Origin of the sequence: Flavobacterium ginsenosidimutans, from assembly GCF_037478105.1 — a bacterium.
Classification (GTDB): Bacteria; Bacteroidota; Bacteroidia; order Flavobacteriales; family Flavobacteriaceae; genus Flavobacterium; species Flavobacterium ginsenosidimutans.
Window position 1 is genome coordinate 961453 of sequence record NZ_CP147988.1, and the last position, 24213, is coordinate 985665.

Below are 24213 nucleotides of genomic sequence, written 5' to 3' on the forward strand. Positions count from 1 at the left end.
TTAAGGTTTAAAAAAAGAGCTGTCGGCAAAACAGCTCTTTTGGTCTTTCACAGAAAATGGCTTACTAATTCAGATTCTAAAATGAAATAATGAAAGACGACTATTAAAAATTGTTGGTTTCAGTCGCAGTCGCAGTCGCAGTCGCAGTCGCAGTCGCAGTCGCAGTCGCAGTCGCAGTCGCAGTCGCAGTCGCAGTCGCAGTCGCAGTCGCAGTCGCAGTCGCAGTCGCAGTGTATAACTTTGTCAAAGTTTAAAACTTTGACAAAGTTGGTTTTCCTAACTGAGACTGAGACTGAAAACTGAGACTAAAAACTATTTCAAAGGATTCCCGTCTTTATCAAGAGAACCCGATTTGATGATGATCATTTTATCCAATTGTACGTATTTCTTAATTGCATCGTTTACTTGCTGTAAAGTTGCTTTTTGAATATCGTTTGGATATTGTTCGATGTAATTTGGTTCTAAACCTCTTTCGATAAAACTTAAAATCGTTCTTGCCATTCCGTTTGTGGTTGACATTCCAACTTTAAAACTTCCAATTAAATTGGTTTTCTTGTTTTCTAATTCCTCTGCTGTAATTCCGTCTTTTACCCATTTATTTACTTGAACCATTGTAGCATCAAGTCCTTTTTGAAATAAATTCGGATTGAAAGATGCGTTTACAAACCAATAACCTCCAGTTTCAATATTTCCTCCTAAACCAGAAGAAATACTATATGTTAAACCGTCATTATCACGAACAGTCTGCATCAAACGTCCTGCAAAACCAGCTCCTAAAGTATAATTTCCGATGAAAAACGGAATGTAATCGGCGTCGGCTCTTTTTAAACCTGTAAATTGTCCAATATACAATTCGGCACTTGGTTTTTCTGGAATTGTAACTACTTCTGTTTTTGCTACTGATTTTGAAGCTTCTTCAAATTTTAGTTTTTCAGTAACTCCACCATTCCAATTTTTGAATGATTTTTTTAATGATGTATTTAAGTTTGCTCCTTCAGTATCTCCCACAATTACCAAACGCATTGAAGCTGTTCCAAAATATTTTTTATGAAAAGCTTTCACTTCATCCAAAGTTGCGTTTTTAATGTTCGCAATATTATCTTCAACACTTAAACTGTAATTTGGATTTCCTTTTGGATAAATTGCCTGAGATAAAGCAATGTCTCCCCTTTCGCCTGGATCATTTAAATCTTGCTGTGTATTTCCAATAAATTGCTGTTTTAAATTTTCGAATTCTTTAGCATCAAACAATGGATTTCTCAATTCTTCAGCCAATAAAGTAATTACTTGATCTAAGTCTTTTTTCAAACATTTAAACCCGATATTGATTTTGAAAGTCGAAGCGTTTACGTTTAATGTAACTCCTAATTTTTGAAGTTTTTCTGAAAATTTAAATTTATCATTCAACGTTGTTCCTTTTGACAACATTGCTGCCGTTAAAGCTGGAATAACATTATTTTTCGTTTCGCTTGCATAATTTCCTAACGAAATACTTGCTGCAATCGTAACGAAATCTTTAGCTGAAGTTTTTACCGAAACCACATCAATTCCAGATACTTTTTCTCTCTTGAAAGCAGAAGCTGATTTTTCTATCAACGTTTCAGCAGAAATAAATTCTTCGGTAGTATTTTTTAGTAAAAATGAATCTGCTGTACTTTCTTCATGAATATGTTCATTTTCTGGATGTCTGTAATAAAATGGACCATTTTCTGGCATAAAATTATTTGCCTGAGCTTGATCTTTATTTTGAGAACCCGCTTGTTTCGGAATAAAATATCCTGTCGTACTTTGGTCTTCAACCAAATATTTATTCGCAACACGCAAAACATCTTCAGGAGTTACTTTTTTCAATCGGTCAACTCCTGTAATATAATCTGTCCAGTCGCCAGCAGCAATCGCTTCATTTAATGCCGATGCAATTACTCCAGAACCATCGCGAGCTAAGATTGTTTGTGCACTAATTTTTGCCACAACACGATTTACCTCATCTTGAGTTACGCCTTCTTTCTGAATTTTAGCAACAACTTCACTGATTTTCGCATCAATATCTTCGTGTTTAGAAGTAGTTGGAAAACCAACACCAATCGTAAAAAGTCCAACTTCTTTAAAGTTTGTAGCACTTGCATAAGAATAAATTCCTAAACGAGTGTCAACGAAAGTTTTGTTTAAAATTGCTGAAGGTCCAGAACCGATAATCTGAGCTAGAATATTTAATGCAGGAAGGTCTTCGTGTAAAGCTCCTGGAATTTTATAGGCTTTATTTACAACGCCCAATTCTCCTGGTTTTTTTACCACAATTTTACGCGCACCATATTGCTGAGGCTCTTCTGTATAAGGCTGAGGCATTGCTTTTGGCGCTTTTGTAATTTTCCCGAAATATTTCTCGATTAATTCGAAAACATTGTCTTTTTTGAAATCTCCAATTATGGTTAAAGTTGCATTATCTGGCCAATAATACGTATTATAGAAATTCTTTAAAACTTCAATTGGAGCGTTTTCAATATCCGATTTCCATCCAATTGTCGAATGATGATATGGATGCGCAATATATGCTGAAGCCCAGATTTCTTTATCTAATAAAGCATTCGGATTATTTTCGCCACGTTCAAATTCGTTACGAACAACCGTCATTTCTGCTTCTTTATCTTCTTTTGTCAATAAAGAATTACGCATTCTGTCGGCTTCAATTTGAATTGCCAATTCGATTTTATCGCTCGGAAGTGTTTCAAAATAATTCGTACGATCGTACCAAGTTGTAGCATTTAATTGTGCTCCTGTATTTTGTAAAACATCCGTAATTGTGTTTCCGTTTTTCTTGTTGAAAGTTGGAGTTCCTTTAAACATTAAATGTTCTAAAAGGTGCGTTGATCCTGTGTTTCCTAAAACCTCATGTTTAGATCCTACACGATATACAATTTGTACAGTTGCAACTGGCGAAGCATTGTCTTGCAAAAGCAAAACATTCATTCCGTTTGGCTGATATAAATATTCTTCGATTCCGCCTAATTCTTTAATTTTCTTAAAATTCACGGATTTATTCTGCGCTGACATAAGGGCGCAAAAAGCTAATGAGCAATAGCCCAGAAAGATGTATTTTTTCATTTTTTTGAGAGATTTTTTCTTGAGTTTTCAGTCGCAGTCGCAGTTTTCAGAGACTGAGACTGAAAACTGCGACTGAATACTTATTTACGATTTGCTGAAAATTTCTTTTAATTTAGATTGCAATTCAGCTTCTCTAAGGTTTTTAGCAACGATTTTTCCGTCAGGTCCAATTAAATAGTTTGTTGGAACCATTTTTACACCATATAAAACAGCAGCTTCATTTTGCCATCCTTTTAAATCAGAAACGTGTGTCCAAGTTAGACCGTCTTTTTCGATTGCTTTTTCCCAAAGATTCTTTTTATCGTCTAAAGAAACTCCTAAAACATCAAATCCTTTATCGTGATAGGTTTTGTAAGCCACCACAACATTTGGATTTTCTTTTCTACATGGTCCGCACCAAGAAGCCCAAAAATCAACCAAAACATATTTCCCTTTGTAATCTGATAATTTTACTACTTTTCCGTTTACATCAGTTTGCGAAAATTCAGGAGCAGCAACACCAATTGCTGTTTTTTCGTTAAGATCAATAGAAGCTTTTAATTTTTTTCCGTAGAATGATTTTTGAATTTCTGGAGCTAAAATTCCGTAATATTCTTTTACTTTTTCAGGAGTTCCGTAAGACACAATTCGGTCTTCGATTACTAAAGCTCCTCCCAGATTGTCTTTATTTTTTCTGATGAATTTGTCTGTTAGATCATCCGCGAAAGCGCCAAGATCCTTCCATTTTTTATCCATCATAGTTTGCTGTTCTGGAGTCAATTTTACTTTTCCGCTTTGAGTCAACGAATCAGATAATTTATAAATTGGCCCCGCAATAGCTTGTATTTTTTTAAATTCGTTATCGTAGTATGATTTGTAAAATCCGTTTTGAGTAGCTCCAGTTACTTTAGCTTTAAAAACTGAATCTTTTTTTGCTTCAATAGTAATATCTTCATTATCTAAAAGAAAATATGCTCCGTATTCTTGTCCTTTAATTTTAATAGTATGAAATAAAGGCTCGCCAGTTTTTCCATTAAAAGTAAAAGCACCTTCTTTTACTTCAGCAGAATCGATGATTTTTTTATCTCCTTTTTCATCTGCATATTCCAGATAAACTGTTCCTTTATCTAATCCGGCAATTGTTCCGTTAATTGTATATCCTTCTTTTTTTGCACAAGAAGTTACTGCCGTCGCAAGGGCTAAGGCCAGTAAACTTGATTTTAAAATTGTACTTTTCATGTTATATTTTTTGTTTGTTAGATTGCGATTTTTTTTTGAGTTTTCAATCGCAATTTTCAGTTATCAACTGAGACTGAGACTGAAAACTGCGACTAAAAAAAACTAAGATTTCAAAAGTTCCTTCAGTTTTGCTTCCAATTCTGCACCTCTCAAGTTTTCTCCGATAATTACACCTTTACCGTCTACTAAATAAGTTGCTGGAATTGTTTTTACATTAAATGTTTTGCTCACTTTATCATCGTCTAGAAGATTGTGCCATTGCATATTTTCTTGTACTAATGCTTTCTGCCAAGCTTTTTCGTCTTTATCGATTGAAACACTTAAAATTTCAAATCCTTTATTCGAATATTCAGCGTAAGCTGTTTTTAAGTTTGGAATTTCTTTTCGGCATGGACCGCACCAAGATGCCCAAAAGTCAACCAAAATATATTTTTTCCCTGCAACGATATCTTTTGCATTGAAAGTTTTTCCATCTTTATCTTTTAACCCAAAGTTGGCAATACTTGTTCCAACTAAAGATTTCGGATTCAAATCTTTATCTACAATTTGACCGTAGTAGCTTTTCTTTGCTGCTTCTGAAAACTGCTCATAAATTGGCTTTTGCTCTGGAGTAAAATAACTGTATGAAGTCATCATGAAAAATGGTCCCCACCAGTTTGTTTTATGTTTTTCAATCAAATTTTTTGACAACAATTCTACTTTCGTAAAAAATGCTTTTTCGTCTGCCTCAAATTTTTTCCATTGAGCCGTGCTGTAAACAGAATCCAATAATTTCTTGTTGTTTTCTTTTTTTGCTTTTCCAGCTAAATTACTTAGTTCGTTAATTCCAACGTGATATGCTTCGTAATCTTTATTCAATTCTTCTTTAAAAGCGGTTTCTTTAACATAATAATCGTGAGATTTAGAACCAGTAATCACGACATCTTTAAAAGAAATCCATTCGCCTTCTTTATCTGAAACTTTGCCAGCCGCTGTAATTTTTATTTTTGAATTTTCGACCATTACAGAAATATTTCCTTTGCTTTTACCAAAGACAACATAGAAAAAACGAGGTTCTTTTAGTTTTCCTTCGAAAGTAAATTTCCCGTCTTTTAATGTTGTTTCAGCAACTGGCAGTTCAGAAGAATGCGTAGCGCCTGGAACTAGTTTTACAGCTGTTCCATCTGCTAAACCAGTGATGTTTCCTTCAATTGTATAAGAAGAAACCGTCGCTGGCGCTGTTTTTTTCTTTTGCGCCTGAATGTTTAATGAAACCATAAACAAGCAAATGCACAAGCCTAATATTTTAGATTTAATTGCTTTCATTTTTGATTGATATTTTAGAAAAAAGCTTCCCTTTCGGGAAAATCTAATCAGGAAGCTTCTATTATTATTTGTCTACATTTTGTGTTATTGTTCCGTTTCCTGGGTTTGCTGTAGCACCTTGTGGAAATGGCATTGTCCATAAATGAGAATCTGAAGATAAAGTGTAAGTAGTTCCATTTGCTACTTTTGTAAAACTAACTGTATAAACGCCTTCAGCATTTAAACGGCGTGCGTCTGCAAAAGGAATCAGCGTGTTAGTAAGTTCATTGTTTTTTGTTCTGAAAATAGCTTTCAAAGCTGTTGTTTTATCTGCAGTCGAAATATCTTGATAAGAAGCTGGAAGAATACGAGTTTTACGAACTGTATTTAAAACATTTAATGCTTCACTGATTTGTCCCGCACGCGCCAGACATTCTGCTTTAATCAAATAAACCTCAACAGTTGTGATTCCTCCAAAATTAAAAGCACCAGACAAAGTTCTTCTGTAATACGTTTCGGCACCAACAGTATAAAGTTTCCAACGTGAAATAAAACGCGCATCTCCAGCTTCAAAACGTTGTGCACGCTCAACAGGAATACTATTTTCTGTTGTTAAACTAGAATAAGTACCATGACGATACGTGTAGTTTTCTACATAATTGTATCCCATTGGAGATGTTGTCGTAGTGTACGAATTTGGAAGATCTATAATCGTTTTATTTGCATTGTAATATCCAATCCAATCATACAATTGATTGTTTTCAGCCAATGCTAAATCTGCATATTTTAAAGCTTCTGTATAGTTATTCATTTGAAGATAAACTCTTGAATAAAATGCATAACCTGCCCCTAAATTTGGATGCAAAGCAGTTTGCGAAACTTTTAGCAAATACGGTAAAGCTTCTTTAACATCATTCAAGATAAAATCATACATTTCTTGAATGGTTACTTGTTTACTTGGCGCATTAATATTGGCACTAGTAATTAACGGAACTGATAATTTTGTTGAGGCTGTAGACGCTACATAAGTATCTGCATAAAAATTAACCAGATTATAGTAATTCATGGCACGCAGTATTTTTGCTTCAGCCCACACTACTCTTTTTTCGTCATCAGTTGCTTGCGTAGTATTTAATGCATTTTCGATAATTAAATTAAAAGTCGAAATTCCCGCATAACTTGAATAATACATTGTTTCATCTGATACTTTCAAAGCAATTCGGTCAGCACTTTCATCCCACATATAAAGTGCATTATACAATCTATTATTTGCTAAAGATGCAACAGTTACATATTGGTCATTTAATAATTGTGAAGCGCCAGTAATATCAACTCTGTGGTTAGTATACTCGTCGCGTAGAAAAGCTTCATAATCAGCTAATGTTGTTGGTGTTTTTGATCCTTTAGGGATATCACTCAAATAATCTTCGCAAGAGGCAAAAGTTAATCCTAAAGCTAAGAAGCACGCTATCTTTATATATATATTTTTCATCGTCTAGTCTTTATAAATTAGAAATTAACATTTACGCCCATAACAAAGCTTGGAGATTGGAAACCGCCTAGCAAATATTTAGCATCTCTGCTTTTTGCAAAAGTGTATACGTTTTCTGCGTTTAAATTGAAACGTACGCCATCTAATTTTACTCTCTTAATAATGTCTTTTGGCATTTGGTAAGACAGCGAAACATTACTTAATCTCACATTTGATGCATCTAGAATATTAATATCTGCATACGAATAAATAGTACGAGAATCTGAACTAAATTCTGGATCATACTCGTAAACTGCTCTTGGAACATTTGTGAAAGCTTCATCTCCAGGCTGCATCCAACGATCTGCAATATGATTGTTTACTACAGAAATATTGGTTATGTAACCTCCTGCTGCACTATTATAAGTATTATTCAGCATTGGCAAGAAGGTATTTCTTATTTTATGTCCTAACTCGTAAATGAAAAGTGCCGAAAGTGAGAAGTTTTTATAATTAGCCGAAGTATGGAAAGATCCGCTTTGCGTAGGAACTGTTGAGCCATAATCTTTGATAGCATCAATTTGTCCCGGATTGTATTTTACTGCAGTTCCTGAAGCATCATAAACTTGAGGAATTCCTGTGCTGCTTAATCCAGCCCATTTGTAACCATAAATAGAGTTAAAACTTGTTCCAACTCTTGGAAAAGCCTGTGGGTAATCTAACTGAAGGTAATAAACTGGAGCTGTTACGTTTACGTAATCCACCACGTTTTTGTTGTAAGCATATAAAACTGCTGCATCCCAAGAGAATGAAGGTGTTTTTACAATAGTTCCTCTCAAAGTTACTTCGACACCTTTATTGGTCATTGCTCCGTTGTTAAGCGTGTAAGTAGAATAACCCCATCCTTCTGTTGGAATTCCTTGACTGCTCGCTAATAAATCTTGTCCTTTTTTTCTATACACATCAAAAGTTCCGCTTAATCTGCTTTTGAAGAATGAAAAGTCTAAACCAATATCTGTTGTAGTAGTTTTTTCCCAAGATAATTCAGGGTTTGGTCGCTTACTTACCGTTCCTTGATTTCCTCCAACATTTGAGTTAGAATTGTAATATGCTGTTAAATATGGCGCAGAATCTTTAGCAACATTTCCTCCAATACCATAAGAAGCACGAAGTTTAAGTCCGTCTACCCAATCAACATCAAAAAATGATTCTTTATCAATATTCCATCCTGCTCCAGTTGACCAAGTTGGTTTATTTTGATATTTACTGTCTGTTCCCCAAAGATTAGAACGATCCCAACGAATACTTCCTGAAAGTGTATATCTTCTATCGTAAGTATAACCTCCAGTTCCATACACTGAAACGTATCGGTTTTGTAATTCTTTTTCTAATGAAAATTCGCTTTGCGACATATATCCGCCAAAAACAGTTCCGTATACTTTTAATAAATCGGCTTGATTTATTGGAGCAAAACCTAAAGTTTGTGAATCGTAACCGTAGCGTGTGTTATCGTTATATTCTTGTTTTGAATGACGGATTTCCATACCAGCAATAGCAGAAAAATCATGCTTTTCAGCAAAAATCTGATTGAAGTTTAACTGCTGACGGAAATTATATGCATTAGAAAACTGATTCGTTTCTTTAACAATGTCTCCGTAAGGCAAATTGTAAACAGCTTTGTTATTGGCAATTGTTACCATTCCGTTTACTTTACTTCTTACATAATATGAATTTTTGTCATATAATTGACTAGCGCGATCTGAAGCAAATTCGTATTGGAACATTGCATTGTATGTAAATGCTTTACTGAATTTTACATTGAATTTAGCAAAAGTCCTATTTAAGAAACTCTTGTTTTCAACTAAATTTCTACCAAACTCATCCATTGGCGTAATATCCATGTTGTAAAGACCATAAGTCTGCATAGAATTTAGCGTAAAGTTGTTATAACGAGAAGCAGCTGTCGAAACAAAATTAGTTCCGTCATTATTCACCAATTGATTGTATGGCTGATATTTATATCCTGGACCTGAAGTAAAATCAGGCTGTGAAGCAAAATAACTTTGTGTATCTCCTTTTCCAAAATTCGTATAAGTTCCTAAATCTAAAGACAGCCAGCTGTTAATTTGAGTTGTATTTTTCAAATTAATCCCAACCGATTCATTTTCAGTATAAATATCTTCAAACTGATTGTTTTTATAAGTCAAAGAAGCATTAAAAGTATTGTTTTCTGTAGCTTTTCCTAAACTAAGGTTGTGCTGCATAAAATATTGGTCGCGTTTTGCATATTTAGCAATATCATCAAAGTATTTATAACCTTGTCCGCCAAGCTGATCTAAACGGCTGTTCATTTCTGTTTGAGAAATATTTCCAGCATAACCGTTTAAAATAGTCTGCATTCCTAAACTTGTATATACCGCATTATTCAACAATGATTGCGCATACGTGTTTGCATTAGCAGTTTTCAAATTCGGATTTCCATCTGCCCATCCTCTTTCTAAACCAATAATATCATTAGAATCAGTAAGGTTTCCAGTATAATTTCTATAAGGAGTAACGGTTAAATTGCTTGAAAAAGAAATATTTGTTTTTCCAGCTTTTGCTTTTTTAGTTGTAATTACCACAACTCCATTTGCTGCGCGAGCACCATAAATAGACGAAGCCGCAGCATCTTTTAAAACCGTAATTGTTTCAATATCTTCTAAGTTCAAACTAGGAAGATTTTCTTCTATAGTTGCATAAGGAGTTAATCTAGTATTTTCTACAGGAAAACCATCAATAACATATAAAGGAGCTGTAGCATTAGTATTCATAGAAGTTGTACCACGAATTCTTCCATCTTGATATCCAACAATACGTCCTTCTAAAATTTTATCTAAACCGCTTAATCGTTGTTCTTTAAAATCTACTGCTTTCAAACTTGAGAAAGATCCTGTTGCTTTTTCTTCAGAAATATCTTGGTAACCTGTTTTCAAAACAAGTCCTTCTAATTCTAAGACATCTTCTTTTAAAACAACGTTGATAACACTTCTGCCTTCAACTTTAATTTCTTGTCTAACATATCCTAAATAAGAATATGCCAAAGTAGTTTCGCTGCTTACCGCAATAATCTGATATTCTCCATTAAAATCGGTATTTACACCTCTTCCAGAACCATTATCAGCAACTGCTGCACCTACTAAAGGCATTCCTTTTTCATCTGTGACTCTACCTTTTACAATAAAATCTGCCACAGGTTTTTTAACTTCAGGAGAAGTCTTCTTTGGCATCAAAATAATATGGTTTCCAGAAACTTTAAAATCAGTACTGGTATTATTAAAAATTTTGCCTAACACAACTTCTATCGAAGTGTCACTTGCATTTACGTCGATTACTCTAGTTAAGTCGACAGATCTTACATTGTAAACAAATCTATAATCTGTTGTATATTCAATCCTTTCGATAACTTTTGCAACAGTCATATTATTGACATTAAAAGAAATCTTGGTTTTTTGAGAATAACTGGTTCCGGCGTGCATTATACTTAAGGCAGTTAGCAGAAATAATGTGGTCAATTTCATTTTCAAATCAAATTTCAAAAAAGGCTTATCAAACCTGATTTTGTTCAAGAGTTTTTTCATACTTTTAAAATGTTTTTTTTAATGTTGGTTGGTTAATTAACTGACCGCATACACTCTACCGGGAAATGTTGGCGCATTTTCCGGTTTTTTTATAACGATCCTATTCATTTTTGGATTTTTGTTACATAGGCGTCTTTTTAATTGTTAATTATAAATTGTTAATTGATAATTTACTTTATCGTTATTTTGTCTTGGTTAATAATGTAATCAATTTCATAACTGTCACTGAAATATTTCAAAACCACTTCAATTGGTTCATTATCAAAACGGGCATTAAAAATTTCTCTTCCTAATGTTTTATTTCGGTTAATGAAAGTCACATTATACTGGCGTTCCAGTTTTTTAATAATATCATCGAAAGAAGCATTTTTAAATACCAAACTTCCCTTTACCCAAGCTGTATAATAATCTGTATTTACTTGTTCTGTTTTAAAAGTGGTCTGTCCTTTTAAATTGGAAGCTTTAAATCCTGGTGTCAAAAACACCTGATTATCATTTGTTTTCTGATCTTTATAAAGCGAAACTTTTCCTTCAACCAATACCACATCTGTGCTTGCATTATTAGCATAAGAATCTACATTAAACTTAGTTCCTAAAACCTCAACATTAACTTGCTGTGAATTAACCGTAAACGGATGCGCTTTGTCTTTACTCACTTCAAAATAAGCTTCACCACTCAGATACACTTGTCTGTTTTTGTTTTTGCCAAACTGAACTGGATATCGCAATGATGTTCCTGAATTAAGATGCACTAATGTTCCGTCTGATAGTTGCACTTCGAATTTCTTCCCGTAAGGAACTTTCAAAGTATTGTAAACCAATTCTCCTTCAGCGAAAGCTTTATCATAAACCAGTCTATTTTTCTCTTGTTTTCCAATAATATTTCCATCTTTATCTGTTACCTCTTTTTCTTCAGAAGTATCAATGTTTTCTGAAGAACCATTACCATATTGCAAAACAATTTCATCTACTCTTGGTACAATAACATTTTTTCTAGCATGTTCAGAACTTGAATTTTTATAGAAATAAAATCCGCCAAGAGCCACAACCAAAATCGCCGCATATTTATAATAAGATGAAAATCTTCTTTTAGTAAAAACATTATTTTCCTTTTCAATTCTTTCTGAAAGCTGTTTTCTAACTTCAGAAGAATCAAAAGAGTTCAAAGCAGTATCAATTGCATAATTCGTTTTTACAAAATCCTTAAATACAATTTGATTCTCTTCTTCTTTTAACCACTCGGTAAGCTGCTCAATTTCTTCATGAGAAGCCTGATTTGTGATAAATTTAACAATTAGTCTCTCTGACTTTTTTACTGTCATTTTAGTCGTTTTTTGATATTATTACGAAACCAAAAAACAAAACCCTAACAATTTGATAAAGTTTTTTTCATTTTACTGATTTTTTTCTTTTTCACAAGTCTTTTCTCTCAATAAAACTCGACTAATTTGGTAGAAATTATAAAGTAAAAGATTTATATTTGCATTTTATTCCTTTTTTATTTGTAATAATTTTCAAATAGAAAGGCAAAAAAGCAGGTCTTTTTATGAAATTCAGTTCACTTTTTGACCTAAAAAACTATTAATTTATATATTTGTTTTTATGAAGATGGATGATTACAGCGATAATACTACACTAATTGAGTCTCTAAAAAATGGAGATGAAAGCGCTTACACCTATCTTATCGACACGTATCATCATAAACTTTGCGTGTATGCCAACAGTTTGGTGAAAAATGTTTACAGCGCCGAAGATATCGTTCAGAATGTCTTTATAAAAGTTTGGGAACAACGTACAAGATTAAAAACAGATCATTCTCTAAAAAGTTTTCTTTACAAATTGGTTTACAATGAGTTTATCGATTTATATAGAAAAAATCAATCTTTGTTTTCTCTTGAAAAATCATATCACGATGCTTTAAACGGAATTGTTCAAGAAGAAGATTCTGAATCTTTCCAAAGGGTTTTGAATGCCGTAAATAAAGAGATTCAGAATTTACCACCAAAATGCAAAGAGGTTTTTATTTTGAGCAAAAAAGAAGGTTTAACAAATATCGAAATCGCAGAACATTTAGATGTTTCTATCAAAACTGTTGAAGCTCAGATTACAAAGGCTTTTTCGATTTTGCGCTCTTCGTTAGAAGAAAAAGTGAAGAGTGTTTTGTTTCTTATATTTTCATTTAAAAAAAAATTCAGACTAAATAATTAATCTGAATTTTCCTTTCTATTGGTTCAAAGCATAAATAAATCCAATTCCTTTTTCTCCGCTTTCCAGCTCATATTCGGTTTGAATTCGAGTATAGCCATCACCTTCAAATTCGTCTAGATAATCCCAATTTGCAGATAAATCTTCTGAAAATAAAACGTATGCTTTTATAATTTCAGCTTCTTTGGAATTCATCGGAATAAAACCATTATATCCTAAAGAAGAACCCCACCCTCCTTCTTGAAGTTTTCCTTTTATAATCGCTTTTTTCCATTCGCCCTTAATCGGATCCATAACCGAATGATTGGATTCGCCTGGCGCCAATGATCCATAAATTATTAAAGCTGGCAATTCTCTATCTTTCATATTCTTCTTCCATATTCTTTATTCTAGTATAATCTCAAAACTCCAAAACTGGCGTCTTCATATCATGGTACAAAAGCACTTTCCAATTTTGTTCTTTTGCTTCCTGCTCCCATTTTTTTCTTGATTCCATTGCTCGTTTTCCATCGAAATCTGTTTTGTAGGCAACGTGTATTTTCAAATATATTTTTTGTGGAAGATCATCTGCTCCATAAAATACAATTTCGTTATCAGCCTTAATCCAAAATACTTGATGAAACTTTGTATGCCCAGCCGAAACTTCAAAGAAAATTTCATCTGTAATTTGTCCGCTGTCTTCATTTAATAATTCAACATTCGGTAGTTTTTCAAGCTGATTTAATATTTCTGGAACGTAAGACGGATTTTGCAATTGCTGTAAAGCAAAATCTATTTCTCTTTTTTGAATGTAAATCTTTGCATTCGGAAAATTTTGAACGAATTGATCATTTTCAAAATAACCAATTCCTTCAATATGATCTTTATGTAAATGCGAAACCAAAACTTTTGTAATCTGTTGAGGTTCGATATTATTTTTTCTTAGCATTTCATAAATAAATGGAACTCCATTGTTTACAAATCCTAAACCGAAATCTAATAAAATAATATCATTTTCTGTAATAACAAGAAAAGGCTGAATTGCCATTTTTAAACCCGATTCAGTTGTTTCTTCTGTCAAAAGCTGAAATTCTTTTTTAGAATTAGCAATGTAATTTCCTTCTTGTAAAGCAATTATTTTCATTTTATTCTTCTGTAATTTTTAGAACGAAACAAAGTTCTTAAGAATTTCTATATTTGTAAAACCTTATTTTTCGATAAAGTCAATCGATAAAACCGATTTGAAAATGGAACTTCGTCAACTTAAATATTTTCTAAAAGCAAAAGAATTACTGAATTTTACTGAAGCTGCTGCTGCGCTTTACATCAGTCAAAGTACTCTATCACAACAAATTAAACAATTGGAAGATGAGCTTCAAGTTCCGCTTTTTAACCGAATTGGAAAACGAATTACATTGACAGAAGCTGGAGAATTATTTTCGGTTTACGCACAGCAATCGGTCAACAAAGCTTCTGACGGACTTCAATTATTAAAAGATTTAAATAAACTCGAAACAGGAAAAATTGCCATTGGTGTTACGTACGCTTTACGCCATGTTGTTACAAAAGCTTTGATTTTATTTAGTTCTGAATATCCGAAAATTCAGTTCGAAATCATTTTTGGAACTTCGCAGGAATTAATACAAAAACTGAATCATTTTCAACTCGATGTGATTCTGACTTTCGAAGAAATTGCTTCTGAGGCTCATTTCAAATATTTGGAATTGTTTACTTCGCCAATGGCTTTGGTTACGTCTTCTGAAACTTCTTTAAAAAATAAAAAAACAATTTCTCTGGAAGAAATCAGTATGTTGCCACTTGCCATGCCTGCAGGCGGTTTTAGCACGACTCAGTTTATCAGTAGAGCTTTTGAGAAAAGTAATTTACACCCAAAAGTCACTATTGAAATAAACGATATTCCAACTTTACTAGAACTTATTAAAACAGGAAAATGGCATACAATTTTAACAAAAACTACAATCGAAGACGAAAAAGATTTGTACGCTATTCCAATAAAAGGAGAAAATATGACGCGAACTGCAATGCTTATTTCTCTGAAAGAAGTGTATGAGAAAAAAGCGGTTAAGGCTTTTTTGAAAATTTTGATGGAGAATTTGAAGTAAACTATTTATGGTAAAATTTGTCATTTCGAACGAGAAATCGCACTCGTAGTTCCGCAAAGAAAAGCTCAAATCTTTGTCGACCTTCTAGTGCGATTTCTCGTTCCTCGAAATGACAAAACTGGATGGAATAACTTAAAATACAACTTTGTCAAAGTTTTAAAATTTGTCAAAGTTCTCATTTCTTAAAAGTTATTTCAACTCTGCTTCAAAAGGCGAAGCTGGTAAATTCTCTTTATTATACAAATTAGCATTATCTGGATTATCTGCCCAAGCATAACGCACTTTTACTGGATTTTTAATTTCATTATTCCAAACAATAACTTTATCACCTTCAATACTTGCTTTTGCCCAAACAAATTTTCCGTCTAGTCCCGCGATTGCGAAACTATATAAAGTATTACCTCCTTTACTCATTAAACCAGTTCCGATAGAAGAAAAACTTAAAATAAGCTGTTCATTTTTTTGCTCCATCGATTCGAAAATTGGACCTGAGGCAATTAAATTTTTCTCGCCATAAACCAATTTTCTTGCCTGAAGCGCCAATCGTAGTCCAACATCATATTTGTTTAATGGATGAATATCATTCCATTCGCCCAAATCAATCGCAACTGCCATTCCAGTATTTGGAACTTTTAAAACATTGGCTTGCTGTTGTCTTAAAACTGCCCAATTGCTTTCGGATGGTTCTGGTTTTGGTTCCATAAAATTGGGTAATTGTACCAATAAAAACGGCAATTTTTCCTGTTTCCATTGTGTTCTCCAATTTGCAATTAAGGTTTCCATTAAAGCCGTATACTCAGCTGCCTTTTTGGTATTGGCTTCACCTTGATACCACAAAACACCTTTTATTGGATAATTTTTCAAAGGAGCAATCATGGCGTTGTACAATCCAACTGGTTTCCATCTTACAAAAGTCTGTCCTGGAAGCGGCTGCATATTTGAACCTAATTTATATCTCCAATTTCCTTTTAAATCAATGGTTTTGTCTCCAACAATTAATTCGTATGGTTTATCGACTACAAAACCTCCTTTTCCTGAATTGTTGATTACGCGAACAGTGATTTCATTTCTTCCTTCTTTTAAAACATTAGTATTGAAAGAATAAATTCTCGGCGGATATTGATAGGAAGTTGTTCCAACAAAATGTCCGTTTACAAAGACCGAATCGGCATCGACAATTCTTCCTAAAATTAATTTTGCCTGATTTTCTTTTACTTTTTCTAAAACAAAATCTTTTTTAAACCAAACTGAACCATTTATTTTTCCAAGTTCTCCATCTGCCCAATAACCCGGAATTTGCATTTCTTTCCAATCAGAAATATCAGTTGGATTTACCCATTTATTTTTTAATCCGAGATCCGTATTGTTTAATAATTTGTACCATTCTGAATTTACTTTTCGGTCGTTTTCGTCGATTTGTTTTTCAAGTTTTCCGTCTTTGAATTTTAGAAATTCCTGATAATATTCAGGGAATTTTTTAATGCTTTCTTCGCTAATCCAAGATTCTGCTGGAGAACCGCCCAAAGCGCTGTTGATTAATCCGATTGGGATTTTATACTTTTCGTAAATTTCTGTAGCAAAGAAATATCCAACGCCAGTAAATTGTAAAACATTAATTGGATTTGCTGAAATCCAAGAACCTGAAGAAAAGTCGTTTCGTTCTTTTTCGAAATAATATTCATCTGGAACTAAAAATTGTCTGATGTTCGAATTTTCCGATTTCGCAATAATGTCTTGATATTTGTCTTTCAGTCGATCCATCGAAAGTTCCATATTTGACTGACCTGAACATAACCAAACATCTCCAAAAAGTATATTTTTTAGAACAATTGTATTTGATGCTTTTAAAGTCATTTCATACGGTCCGCCAGCTTTTTGCAATGGCAACTGAATCGACCATTTTCCGTCTTCTGCGGTTGTCGTGTTGTATTTTTTTCCTTTAAAATCAAGTTCAATTTTTTCCTTCGGAGATGCCCAACCCCAAATATTGACTTTGGTATCGCGCTGTAGTATCATGCCGTCGCTAATAAGTCGCGGAAGTTTTATTTGAGCATTAATGCTAAAAGTTATCAGAAATGCTAGTATTATTTTTTTCATTCTTATATGTTTTTTACAGTAAGAAAATCTTATTATCCTAACAGGTTTCCAAAACCTGTTAGGTATTACTTTCCATTCTAAAATTAAAAATACAGGTTTTCAATTGAAACCTAACAGGTTTTGGAAACCTGTTAGGATGGAAAATCTTATTCATAAGTATATAATTTTATTTTTTGGATTTCGTAATCGCCAACTGAAATTCTTAAATGTCTTCCTTGATGAGTCTGATCTCCGTTAAAATGTCTTATGGTTCTCCAAATTTCATTTTCAAATTTTCCTTGATCTGTTTTTAGAATTCCTGCATTTAAATTCTCTTTTAGAGGCTTAAAAGTTACTACAATTCCTGATCCAGAAATATAAAACTCGTCTTTTCCAATTTCTATAATAATAGCGCTCGACATTGGCCAAACCTCAGCTTTCGCTCCATCCGACCAATTTAAAGTATAGTCATGTTTGAAAGTGAATTCGTAATTGCCCATTTTGATGATTTGCGTATTATTTTCTTTGTCTAATAAAACACCATCGATTTTTCCTTGCCCTTTATTGGCTTCAATAACAGGTGCTAATTGCTTTACTAAATCATAGATTTTGCCTAAAGGTTCTTTCTTAGCATCTGCAACAGATTCTATAGAAAAAGGCGAAAAACCAATTGCTTCATAATGTCCAATTGCATATAAACCTTTGAACGGCGCTGTTTCATCAAAACGATGTTCTGGAATAAATAATGGATCGCCTTGACGCGTAAATAAATCGTTCCATTGTTTGAATGACGGATTATAAAAATCTGGCGCTAAAAAGTCAATTGCATTTCCTGCTGCTTTCCAAGCATCCATAATATGTGGTAACGGACCTGCACTTGGATATTGTCCAGGCTTTTTTTCTGGCGCGTTTAAAGCTGCGTTTACAAACATTGGAATTGGATAAACGTCTTTTCCTGCTTTTGCAACAGCATTAGTAAATTTAGAAAAATACCAAGCCATAAAAATCTCGTCGGTGTGAAGTCCTTTCCCAAAAATTTCTTCCCAGTTTCCTTTGGTTTTGAATCCGTTTTTCTTCCAAACCTCTAAAAATTCTGGAACTAGATTTTGTTTGTTTTTTTCTAAATATTTGATCAATTCATCTGGAACTGGTTTTTGAAATGTCGCATTCGCTAAAGGATGATAATCACGAGCCGTTGGCAACATTCCAATTTCATTTTCAACCTGAATCATGATAACGGTTTGGTCTTTCTGATCGAAATCTTTTATGTGCGCCATTAGTTTTTTAAACGCATTCAAATCGGCTTGAAGATTATTTTCGCCGAAGGGCGTTAAAATTTCATGACTTTTATTTTGATCATCTTTTACTCGCGGATATTTCTTTTGGTTTAATTTTACCCATTCTGGAGCATGGCTGGACATACTGTTTTTCCAAGATCCAAACCATAGAAAAACGAGTTTTAGATTTTCTTTTCGCGCACGAATAATCAAATCATCAACTAAAGAAAAATCAAATTTGCCTTCTTGCGGTTCTATTAATTCCCAATAAATAGGCGTTAAAACTGTGTTGAGGTTCATGTCGATCAATTTCGGCCAGATGGTTTCCATGCTTTCCATACTGGTTGCCGAAGAATTGCCTAATTCTCCTCCTCGTATAATAAAAGGTTTTTCGTTAACAATGAGTTGCCTTTTATTTCCTTTTTGCTGCAAATGAGGCATTTTTGCTTGAGAAAACCCGAATTGTGACGCTATAACAAAAAGAGTAAAAACAATATTTTTAAAAGGCTTATACATTCTAATTGTTTTTAAAAATTAAAAAATAAATAATCCATAATACAAACCCTTTTACAGGCTCATATTATGGATTAAATTACAATAAAACTTACTACTTAACCAACTCTCCAGAAAAGTCTTTACTTACATCTTTACCTGCAAGACCATCTGCTGTACCTTTATAAGCATGTTTACGAACATAATTTGCATCCCAAAGGTTTGGCGATTCGTCCGGTAACCAATATTCATGCTCTTTTGAATTGTCTGAAACTCCCCAAATTGTTATGCCATATTGCTGAGCCGCAGGAATGTATTTTTTGTACATATCGATTACATACTGGTACATTTCAGCTTGTGAAGCTTGTTGGGCAACAGTTGGAGCGTTTGTTCCTAATCTTACGTCTAACTCCGAGATTTTAATCAATTTTCCTGAAGCTGCCAGTTTTTGGAACATCTGAACAATTTGATCTTTGTCTGTTGTTAAACTAATGTGCATTTGCGTTCCAATTCCGTCAACTGTTCCGCCTTTGCTTTCGATATATTTTACATAGTCGATTAATCCTTCACATTTATCTAATCTAGATTCTAAGTTATAATCGTTGATGAAAAGTTTATCTGTAGAATTTCCGTATTGGCGAGCCAGTTTAAATGCTGTTACAGCGTAATCTTTTCCTAAGTATTTTACCCAAGAGAAATAATCTGATGCTGTATCGCCTTCTGTTCCATTTCTTAGCGTTCCATCTTCTTTCATAGGTTCGTTTACAACATCCCAAGCAAAAACACTTGTTTTGTAATGCGTCATCATTTTTGAAATCCAATCGGTCATGGCATCTTCAATAATTTTCGTTTTCTCAGCATCAGTTTTCTCAATTGTAACTGGAGCTGTAGCGCCTCCGCCAGATGTTGAACCGTCAGTTACTAAAACATTGTCGATATAATAAGTTCCTGCCAATAATCCTAAATCAAAGTTGAAACCTGTTTCTGTTCCTGCCGAAGTTATTTTCCATTCAATTAATTTCCAAGTTGTAGAAGTTGCCTGATTTCCTTGATATTGCGCCGACCCTCCAGTTGTTGAACAACGAACAGATCCTGTACCTTCTGAACGAATCATGAATGAAATTGTATAGCTTTTTCCTGCTGTTAAAGTTGATGTGAAATCACCATGAATCTGCGTTTTCCATTCTCCTCCAGAATTATCTGTTGCATTTATCACTTTCATCGCTCCATTTCCTTCGTAAGCGTCTGTTGCCGATGCAAGACTTAAAGCATCTGAAGCTCCGTTGTATTTTGACCATCCTGTAATTCCTGAGTTAAAATTACCATTGCTAACTAAATTGGTTACCGCTGTCGCAGCATCAAGATCGACAACTGCAAGTGTATTAGCATCAATTAGATACGTTACATTTGGAAGATATCCTAAATCTAAATTAAATTGAAAACTTGTGCTTCCAGCTTTGAAATCGCCTGGAGCTAATTTAATTTTAACTTGCTGCCAAGAAGAAGTTGTTGCAAAAGCTTCTGTCCAGCTTCCTCCGGTACTAAACCAATCTTTGTACGGATATTGATTTGTAAGTGATCCGTTGAAAGAAATACGCCCTTTACCCGCAACATCTGATTTGATGTAAAATGAAATCTCATAATTATGTCCGTCAACAATTGGCACATTTGGTGATGTCAATTGAAGATTGTATGCTGCTGAAGAACTTGCACTAGACTGCAATTGAATTGCGCTAGAAGTGCTTGTTAATCCTGAATTGGCAACTGTTGTGATTCCTTTTCCTGGATTATTTCTAGCCCATCCTGTAAAGGTTCCGTTTTTAATAGAGGTTAAGTCTAAAATATTTGTTCCGCTTGAACCTGGAATTACTGTTGGGGCAATAATACCATTTAGATAACTAGCATTTTGGTTGGAATGCCAAATTAAAGTATGTCCGAAAACCGATAAACCAGCACTTTTAGTTGCGGCAATAAAAGCATCTACATCTGCAAAATTGATTTCTCCTTTGGAATTTACCATTGCACCATGTTTCATTTCATAACCTGGCGTAACCTCATCGAAATTTTCATTGACAATATTTCTATATGTTGCATCGCTCATGTATAAACTAATTCCGATTCCGTTTCCTAACTTAAAATCAGAATAGTTTTTTAATGGTTCGTAACGGCTGATTTTTTCAACCAATTCCAGAGGAAGCTCTGCTCCTGTTATTTCTCCATGTTCTGGGTCTTTTCCCCACTCCATCAAGTTGTCATCGCAAGACGCGAATAACAACAATGATGAAGCAATTACAGGTAATATCTTTATGTATTTCATTTTGGTCATTTTTTAGTTAGGGAAATCATTATAAACTGGCGTGTCTAATGGCACAATTCTCCAATTATCTGTATACACTTTTACAGTAGTTGCTTTTGAAGCAAATTCTACTTCGCTTGCAGATCCTGTTACATTTGATAGTTTTACATCTGAATTTTCGAAGTAAATACCAAAGTTTTGATAGGTTGCCGCTTCGCGATAAGCTAAAACAGTTTCGAAAGTAAATGCTTCTTTAGACCATGCATAGAATTTGTTTAACGGAATTGTAACTGTAGTCCATCCTGTTGTGCTCACTCCTACAGATTTTCCATCTATAATCCACGGAACATAATTGTAGCAAGCTCCAGCCCATTCTCCTCCGTTAAAATTATTGATCATACATATTTTTAAGAAACCTGAATCTTTCCATGTGTCTGGAACATAAATATCAAATTGGAATGCTACTTTATCTAATGGTGTAGTAGCTGGAATATAAGGCGTTAATTGTGCTCTCCAATTGTCTACTCCGTTTCCTGCTGTCCAAACTTCTGAACAACGGTTTTTAGCGGCATCAAAAGAAGCAACTCTCTCTGGACGATTAGGTGCGTATTTTCCTTGAGAAGTATTTCCTGTTCCAATTGTTGCTGATTCTAAATCTGCTGGCTGAATCATACTTGTTGCAGATCCCCAATATCCATGCTGTCCTTGTCCATCAAAATTCAATAATAATCCTTTTTTGAAATTGAAATAAGCTGGCGAGTAAACGCCTCCGTTTGAAGTTTCTGCAAATATTGAACCTCCTAAATCTGAAATTCCGCTTGGAACCACAACTGTAAATGATTCACCATCTTCATCTGAGGTAATTCCTGATGTTACTTCTACATTTCCTGGGAAAACTACTTTGCTTACTTCTGTCAATCCAGTTCCTGTTACGGTAATGGTTTCGCCTGGATTTGGCATTGTATTAGAAATAGCCGAAATAGCTGGCTGTCCTGCACGAATTTCAAAAGAGAATGTAAAATCGTGTGAATTATTTGCAAAACGAATTGTATTTCTAACTGATGGATCGGCTTCTAGAATAGGCGTATCTGCTGAGACAGTTACTAGCATCGAATTATCGGATACAAAAACAACATTAAAATAAGTTGAATATCCGTTAATGTATACTTTTTTCAATCCTGAAAATCCAGAACCTTCAATACGTAGCGTTTGTCCTAAACGAGCAAAGCTAACTTCTCTATCTGGTACAGAAGAATTTATATCTTCTAAAAATACTTTCGTTATCGTAATTGCTCCACCTTCTGAATCGTCATTGTCGCAAGATGTAAACAGCATACCGAAAACCATCATGCTTAGAATTGCAATTGGCGCCCAATACTTTTTATTTAAAATATATTTCATATTTATATTTTTTAGTTTTTTATTTCTGGAACTAGAATAAGTCTTTAATTTTCTCTTCTGTAAACTGATACGGAACGGGACTTTCTCTCAATAAAGGATTCTGAACTAATTCAGATTCTGGATAAGGAAGTGTGAAAATTGTTTCGTCGATTACACCAATTGCTCTTGGGCTTGTACTTTTTGTATCGTCAACCGTAACTGTATTGGTTGCAGAATCGTACAAAATTGGAGTAATTATTCCTCTGTTTTGTCCTGTTACATAGTTGATTACTTCTTGCTGTTTGTAATAAGCTCTTCGAACTAAATCATACCAGTATTGTCCTTCCATGCATAATTCTACTCTTCTTTCGTGAATAAGATCAGCATAAGTCAAAGTTGTTTTTGGGTCTAAGCCTGCGCGTGTGCGGAGTCTGTTTACAACCATAAGTGCTGTTGCATCTGAAGTTGAAGCATTGTTTCCTAAAGCCGCTTCTGCATAATTTAAGTACACTTCGGCTAAACGTAGCATATAAGTATTCAAAGCAGAATTCATACGAGAAATTTTAGAATTGTCTTTTGTAGAACCTACAACTCCTTTTTTAACTGTAAGGAAATCTGCGCTGTGATCTACTGTATAACCACCGTTTGCTTTATTAATTTCTGGATAAAAGTCATTATCTCCCATCCAAGTTGCTCTACGGCGAAGATCTTTTGATTCATATTCTTGTAAAACATTGTAAGAAGCTCTTGTCCAATATCCCCAAGCTGCATCGTCTCCCGTAATATCAGAACCTAATGCAAAATAAGCTTGCTGCGTATTGATTACTCCATAATCGCCGTTTGGAACCCATTGAAGAGCAAAAAGAGATTCTGTATTATTGTTATTGTCAATCATGAATAAATCTTCATAATTTGCCATTAAGCTATATGGCCCAGAACTCATTACTTTTTCTGCCGCTTTTTTAGCTAAATCAAGATATTCTTGACTGCGTGTTCCGCTGTTTGGATTATCGCTTATACCTGAAAATGATAAGTAAACACGAGATAACATTCCGAATGCGCTATATCTTGTTAAACGTCCCGCTTGGCCAGCAGTTTCTGGAAGATATTTTGCAGCAAATTCTAAATCACGCATAGAGAATTCAAAAACATCTTTTAGCGGATTTTTATTTACAATTGGGTTTTTAACTAATTCTCTCGGATCTGTCGAAATAATTACATCTCCCCATAAAGAAGCTAAATACCAATAAGCAGTTCCTCTCATAAAACGAGCTTCGGCAATATACCTGTTCTTAACAGCATCACTCAATGAACTTCCAGATATTCCGATAATAACGTTATTCGATTGCTGTACCACATTATACAATGATCCCCAAGCCGAAACCAAAGGTCCTGTTAATCCCGTTTCTGTTAAATCTGTAAAAGGATAAACGTAATCTGAGAAAGGTGCATACATATTTGCAGCGCGTCCGTCTCCTAATCCGTAATAGAATTTATCATTAAAATCGAACCAAACTTTGTTATATAAAGGTCCTGTTGCCGCCTGAAAATCAGATTCAGACTGATAAAAATTCTCTTTTGTAATTACATCATTTGGTTCAACGTCTAAAATGTCGCTGCAGCTCGTCCAAACAAATGGCAATGCAATAATTAGAGCCGTGTAAAATATTTTCTTTGTTTTCATTGTGCA

15 protein-coding genes are annotated in these 24213 nt (G+C 34.0%); 2 read left to right on the forward strand and 13 right to left on the reverse strand.

Annotated elements, in window-relative coordinates:
* Positions 1-312: 312 nt before the first annotated feature.
* From V6624_RS04400 to V6624_RS04425, 6 genes are all read right to left on the reverse strand, one after another.
* The gene (locus tag V6624_RS04400; RefSeq protein ID WP_338840992.1) at positions 313-3102 is read right to left on the reverse strand and encodes a pitrilysin family protein; all 2790 of its coding nucleotides are present in this window, start codon (positions 3100-3102) and stop codon (positions 313-315) included.
* A gap of 84 nt (positions 3103-3186) precedes the next feature.
* Positions 3187-4320: a TlpA disulfide reductase family protein gene (locus V6624_RS04405; protein WP_338840993.1), complete on the reverse strand. Its 1134-nt coding sequence runs from the start codon at positions 4318-4320 to the stop codon at positions 3187-3189.
* A 102-nt stretch (positions 4321-4422) separates the two neighbouring features.
* Positions 4423-5625, reverse strand: coding sequence for a TlpA disulfide reductase family protein (locus tag V6624_RS04410; RefSeq protein WP_338840994.1), 1203 nt, complete (start codon positions 5623-5625; stop codon positions 4423-4425).
* A gap of 64 nt (positions 5626-5689) precedes the next feature.
* Entirely contained in the window at positions 5690-7096 is a 1407-nt protein-coding gene (locus V6624_RS04415; protein WP_111287882.1) for a RagB/SusD family nutrient uptake outer membrane protein, read from the reverse strand.
* A 17-nt stretch (positions 7097-7113) separates the two neighbouring features.
* Positions 7114-10695: a SusC/RagA family TonB-linked outer membrane protein gene (locus tag V6624_RS04420; RefSeq protein ID WP_338840995.1), complete on the reverse strand. Its 3582-nt coding sequence runs from the start codon at positions 10693-10695 to the stop codon at positions 7114-7116.
* 170 nt (positions 10696-10865) lie between these two features.
* Complete coding sequence (locus V6624_RS04425; RefSeq protein WP_111287886.1) at positions 10866-12017, reverse strand: FecR family protein; 1152 nt, start codon at positions 12015-12017, stop codon at positions 10866-10868.
* A 280-nt stretch (positions 12018-12297) separates the two neighbouring features.
* On the opposite strand from V6624_RS04425, the gene V6624_RS04430 reads away from it, so the two are divergent.
* Positions 12298-12903, forward strand: a complete 606-nt coding sequence (locus V6624_RS04430) for an RNA polymerase sigma-70 factor (protein ID WP_338840996.1) — start codon at positions 12298-12300, stop codon at positions 12901-12903.
* Between the two features lie 15 nt (positions 12904-12918).
* Here V6624_RS04430 and V6624_RS04435 read toward each other — a convergent pair whose 3' ends face one another.
* Both V6624_RS04435 and V6624_RS04440 read right to left on the reverse strand, forming a co-directional pair.
* Positions 12919-13266, reverse strand: coding sequence for a gamma-glutamylcyclotransferase family protein (locus V6624_RS04435; protein WP_338840997.1), 348 nt, complete (start codon positions 13264-13266; stop codon positions 12919-12921).
* Positions 13267-13300: 34 nt separating this feature from the next.
* On the reverse strand, positions 13301-14023 hold the full coding sequence (locus V6624_RS04440; RefSeq protein ID WP_338840998.1) for an MBL fold metallo-hydrolase: 723 nt from the start codon (positions 14021-14023) through the stop codon (positions 13301-13303).
* Positions 14024-14126: 103 nt separating this feature from the next.
* On the opposite strand from V6624_RS04440, the gene V6624_RS04445 reads away from it, so the two are divergent.
* Complete coding sequence (locus V6624_RS04445) at positions 14127-15002, forward strand: LysR substrate-binding domain-containing protein (protein WP_111287896.1); 876 nt, start codon at positions 14127-14129, stop codon at positions 15000-15002.
* Positions 15003-15191: 189 nt separating this feature from the next.
* On the opposite strand, the gene V6624_RS04450 is transcribed toward V6624_RS04445, so the two are convergent.
* The 5 genes from V6624_RS04450 to V6624_RS04470 all read right to left on the reverse strand — a co-directional run bounded on the left by V6624_RS04450 (position 15192) and on the right by V6624_RS04470 (position 24207).
* Entirely contained in the window at positions 15192-17099 is a 1908-nt protein-coding gene (locus tag V6624_RS04450) for a sialate O-acetylesterase (protein WP_338841001.1), read from the reverse strand.
* Between the two features lie 146 nt (positions 17100-17245).
* Entirely contained in the window at positions 17246-18871 is a 1626-nt protein-coding gene (locus tag V6624_RS04455) for a DUF5597 domain-containing protein (RefSeq protein ID WP_338841003.1), read from the reverse strand.
* A 91-nt stretch (positions 18872-18962) separates the two neighbouring features.
* Entirely contained in the window at positions 18963-21164 is a 2202-nt protein-coding gene (locus V6624_RS04460; RefSeq protein ID WP_338841004.1) for an endo-1,4-beta-xylanase, read from the reverse strand.
* Positions 21165-21176: 12 nt separating this feature from the next.
* Positions 21177-22544, reverse strand: coding sequence for a glycan-binding surface protein (locus V6624_RS04465; protein ID WP_338841005.1), 1368 nt, complete (start codon positions 22542-22544; stop codon positions 21177-21179).
* 31 nt (positions 22545-22575) lie between these two features.
* Positions 22576-24207: a RagB/SusD family nutrient uptake outer membrane protein gene (locus V6624_RS04470; RefSeq protein ID WP_111287967.1), complete on the reverse strand. Its 1632-nt coding sequence runs from the start codon at positions 24205-24207 to the stop codon at positions 22576-22578.
* Positions 24208-24213 lie beyond the last annotated feature (6 nt).

Bases quoted from the DNA above. Each gene is read 5' to 3' on its own strand.
- V6624_RS04400 (WP_338840992.1), bottom strand. From the start codon at position 3,102: ATGAAAAAATACATCTTTCTGGGCTATTGCTCATTAGCTTTTTGCGCC.
- V6624_RS04405 (WP_338840993.1), bottom strand. From the start codon at position 4,320: ATGAAAAGTACAATTTTAAAATCAAGTTTACTGGCCTTAGCCCTTGCG.
- V6624_RS04410 (WP_338840994.1), bottom strand. From the start codon at position 5,625: ATGAAAGCAATTAAATCTAAAATATTAGGCTTGTGCATTTGCTTGTTT.
- V6624_RS04415 (WP_111287882.1), bottom strand. From the start codon at position 7,096: ATGAAAAATATATATATAAAGATAGCGTGCTTCTTAGCTTTAGGATTA.
- V6624_RS04420 (WP_338840995.1), bottom strand. From the start codon at position 10,695: ATGAAAAAACTCTTGAACAAAATCAGGTTTGATAAGCCTTTTTTGAAA.
- V6624_RS04425 (WP_111287886.1), bottom strand. From the start codon at position 12,017: ATGACAGTAAAAAAGTCAGAGAGACTAATTGTTAAATTTATCACAAAT.
- V6624_RS04430 (WP_338840996.1), top strand. From the start codon at position 12,298: ATGAAGATGGATGATTACAGCGATAATACTACACTAATTGAGTCTCTA.
- V6624_RS04435 (WP_338840997.1), bottom strand. From the start codon at position 13,266: ATGAAAGATAGAGAATTGCCAGCTTTAATAATTTATGGATCATTGGCG.
- V6624_RS04440 (WP_338840998.1), bottom strand. From the start codon at position 14,023: ATGAAAATAATTGCTTTACAAGAAGGAAATTACATTGCTAATTCTAAA.
- V6624_RS04445 (WP_111287896.1), top strand. From the start codon at position 14,127: ATGGAACTTCGTCAACTTAAATATTTTCTAAAAGCAAAAGAATTACTG.
- V6624_RS04450 (WP_338841001.1), bottom strand. From the start codon at position 17,099: ATGAAAAAAATAATACTAGCATTTCTGATAACTTTTAGCATTAATGCT.
- V6624_RS04455 (WP_338841003.1), bottom strand. From the start codon at position 18,871: ATGTATAAGCCTTTTAAAAATATTGTTTTTACTCTTTTTGTTATAGCG.
- V6624_RS04460 (WP_338841004.1), bottom strand. From the start codon at position 21,164: ATGAAATACATAAAGATATTACCTGTAATTGCTTCATCATTGTTGTTA.
- V6624_RS04465 (WP_338841005.1), bottom strand. From the start codon at position 22,544: ATGAAATATATTTTAAATAAAAAGTATTGGGCGCCAATTGCAATTCTA.
- V6624_RS04470 (WP_111287967.1), bottom strand. From the start codon at position 24,207: ATGAAAACAAAGAAAATATTTTACACGGCTCTAATTATTGCATTGCCA.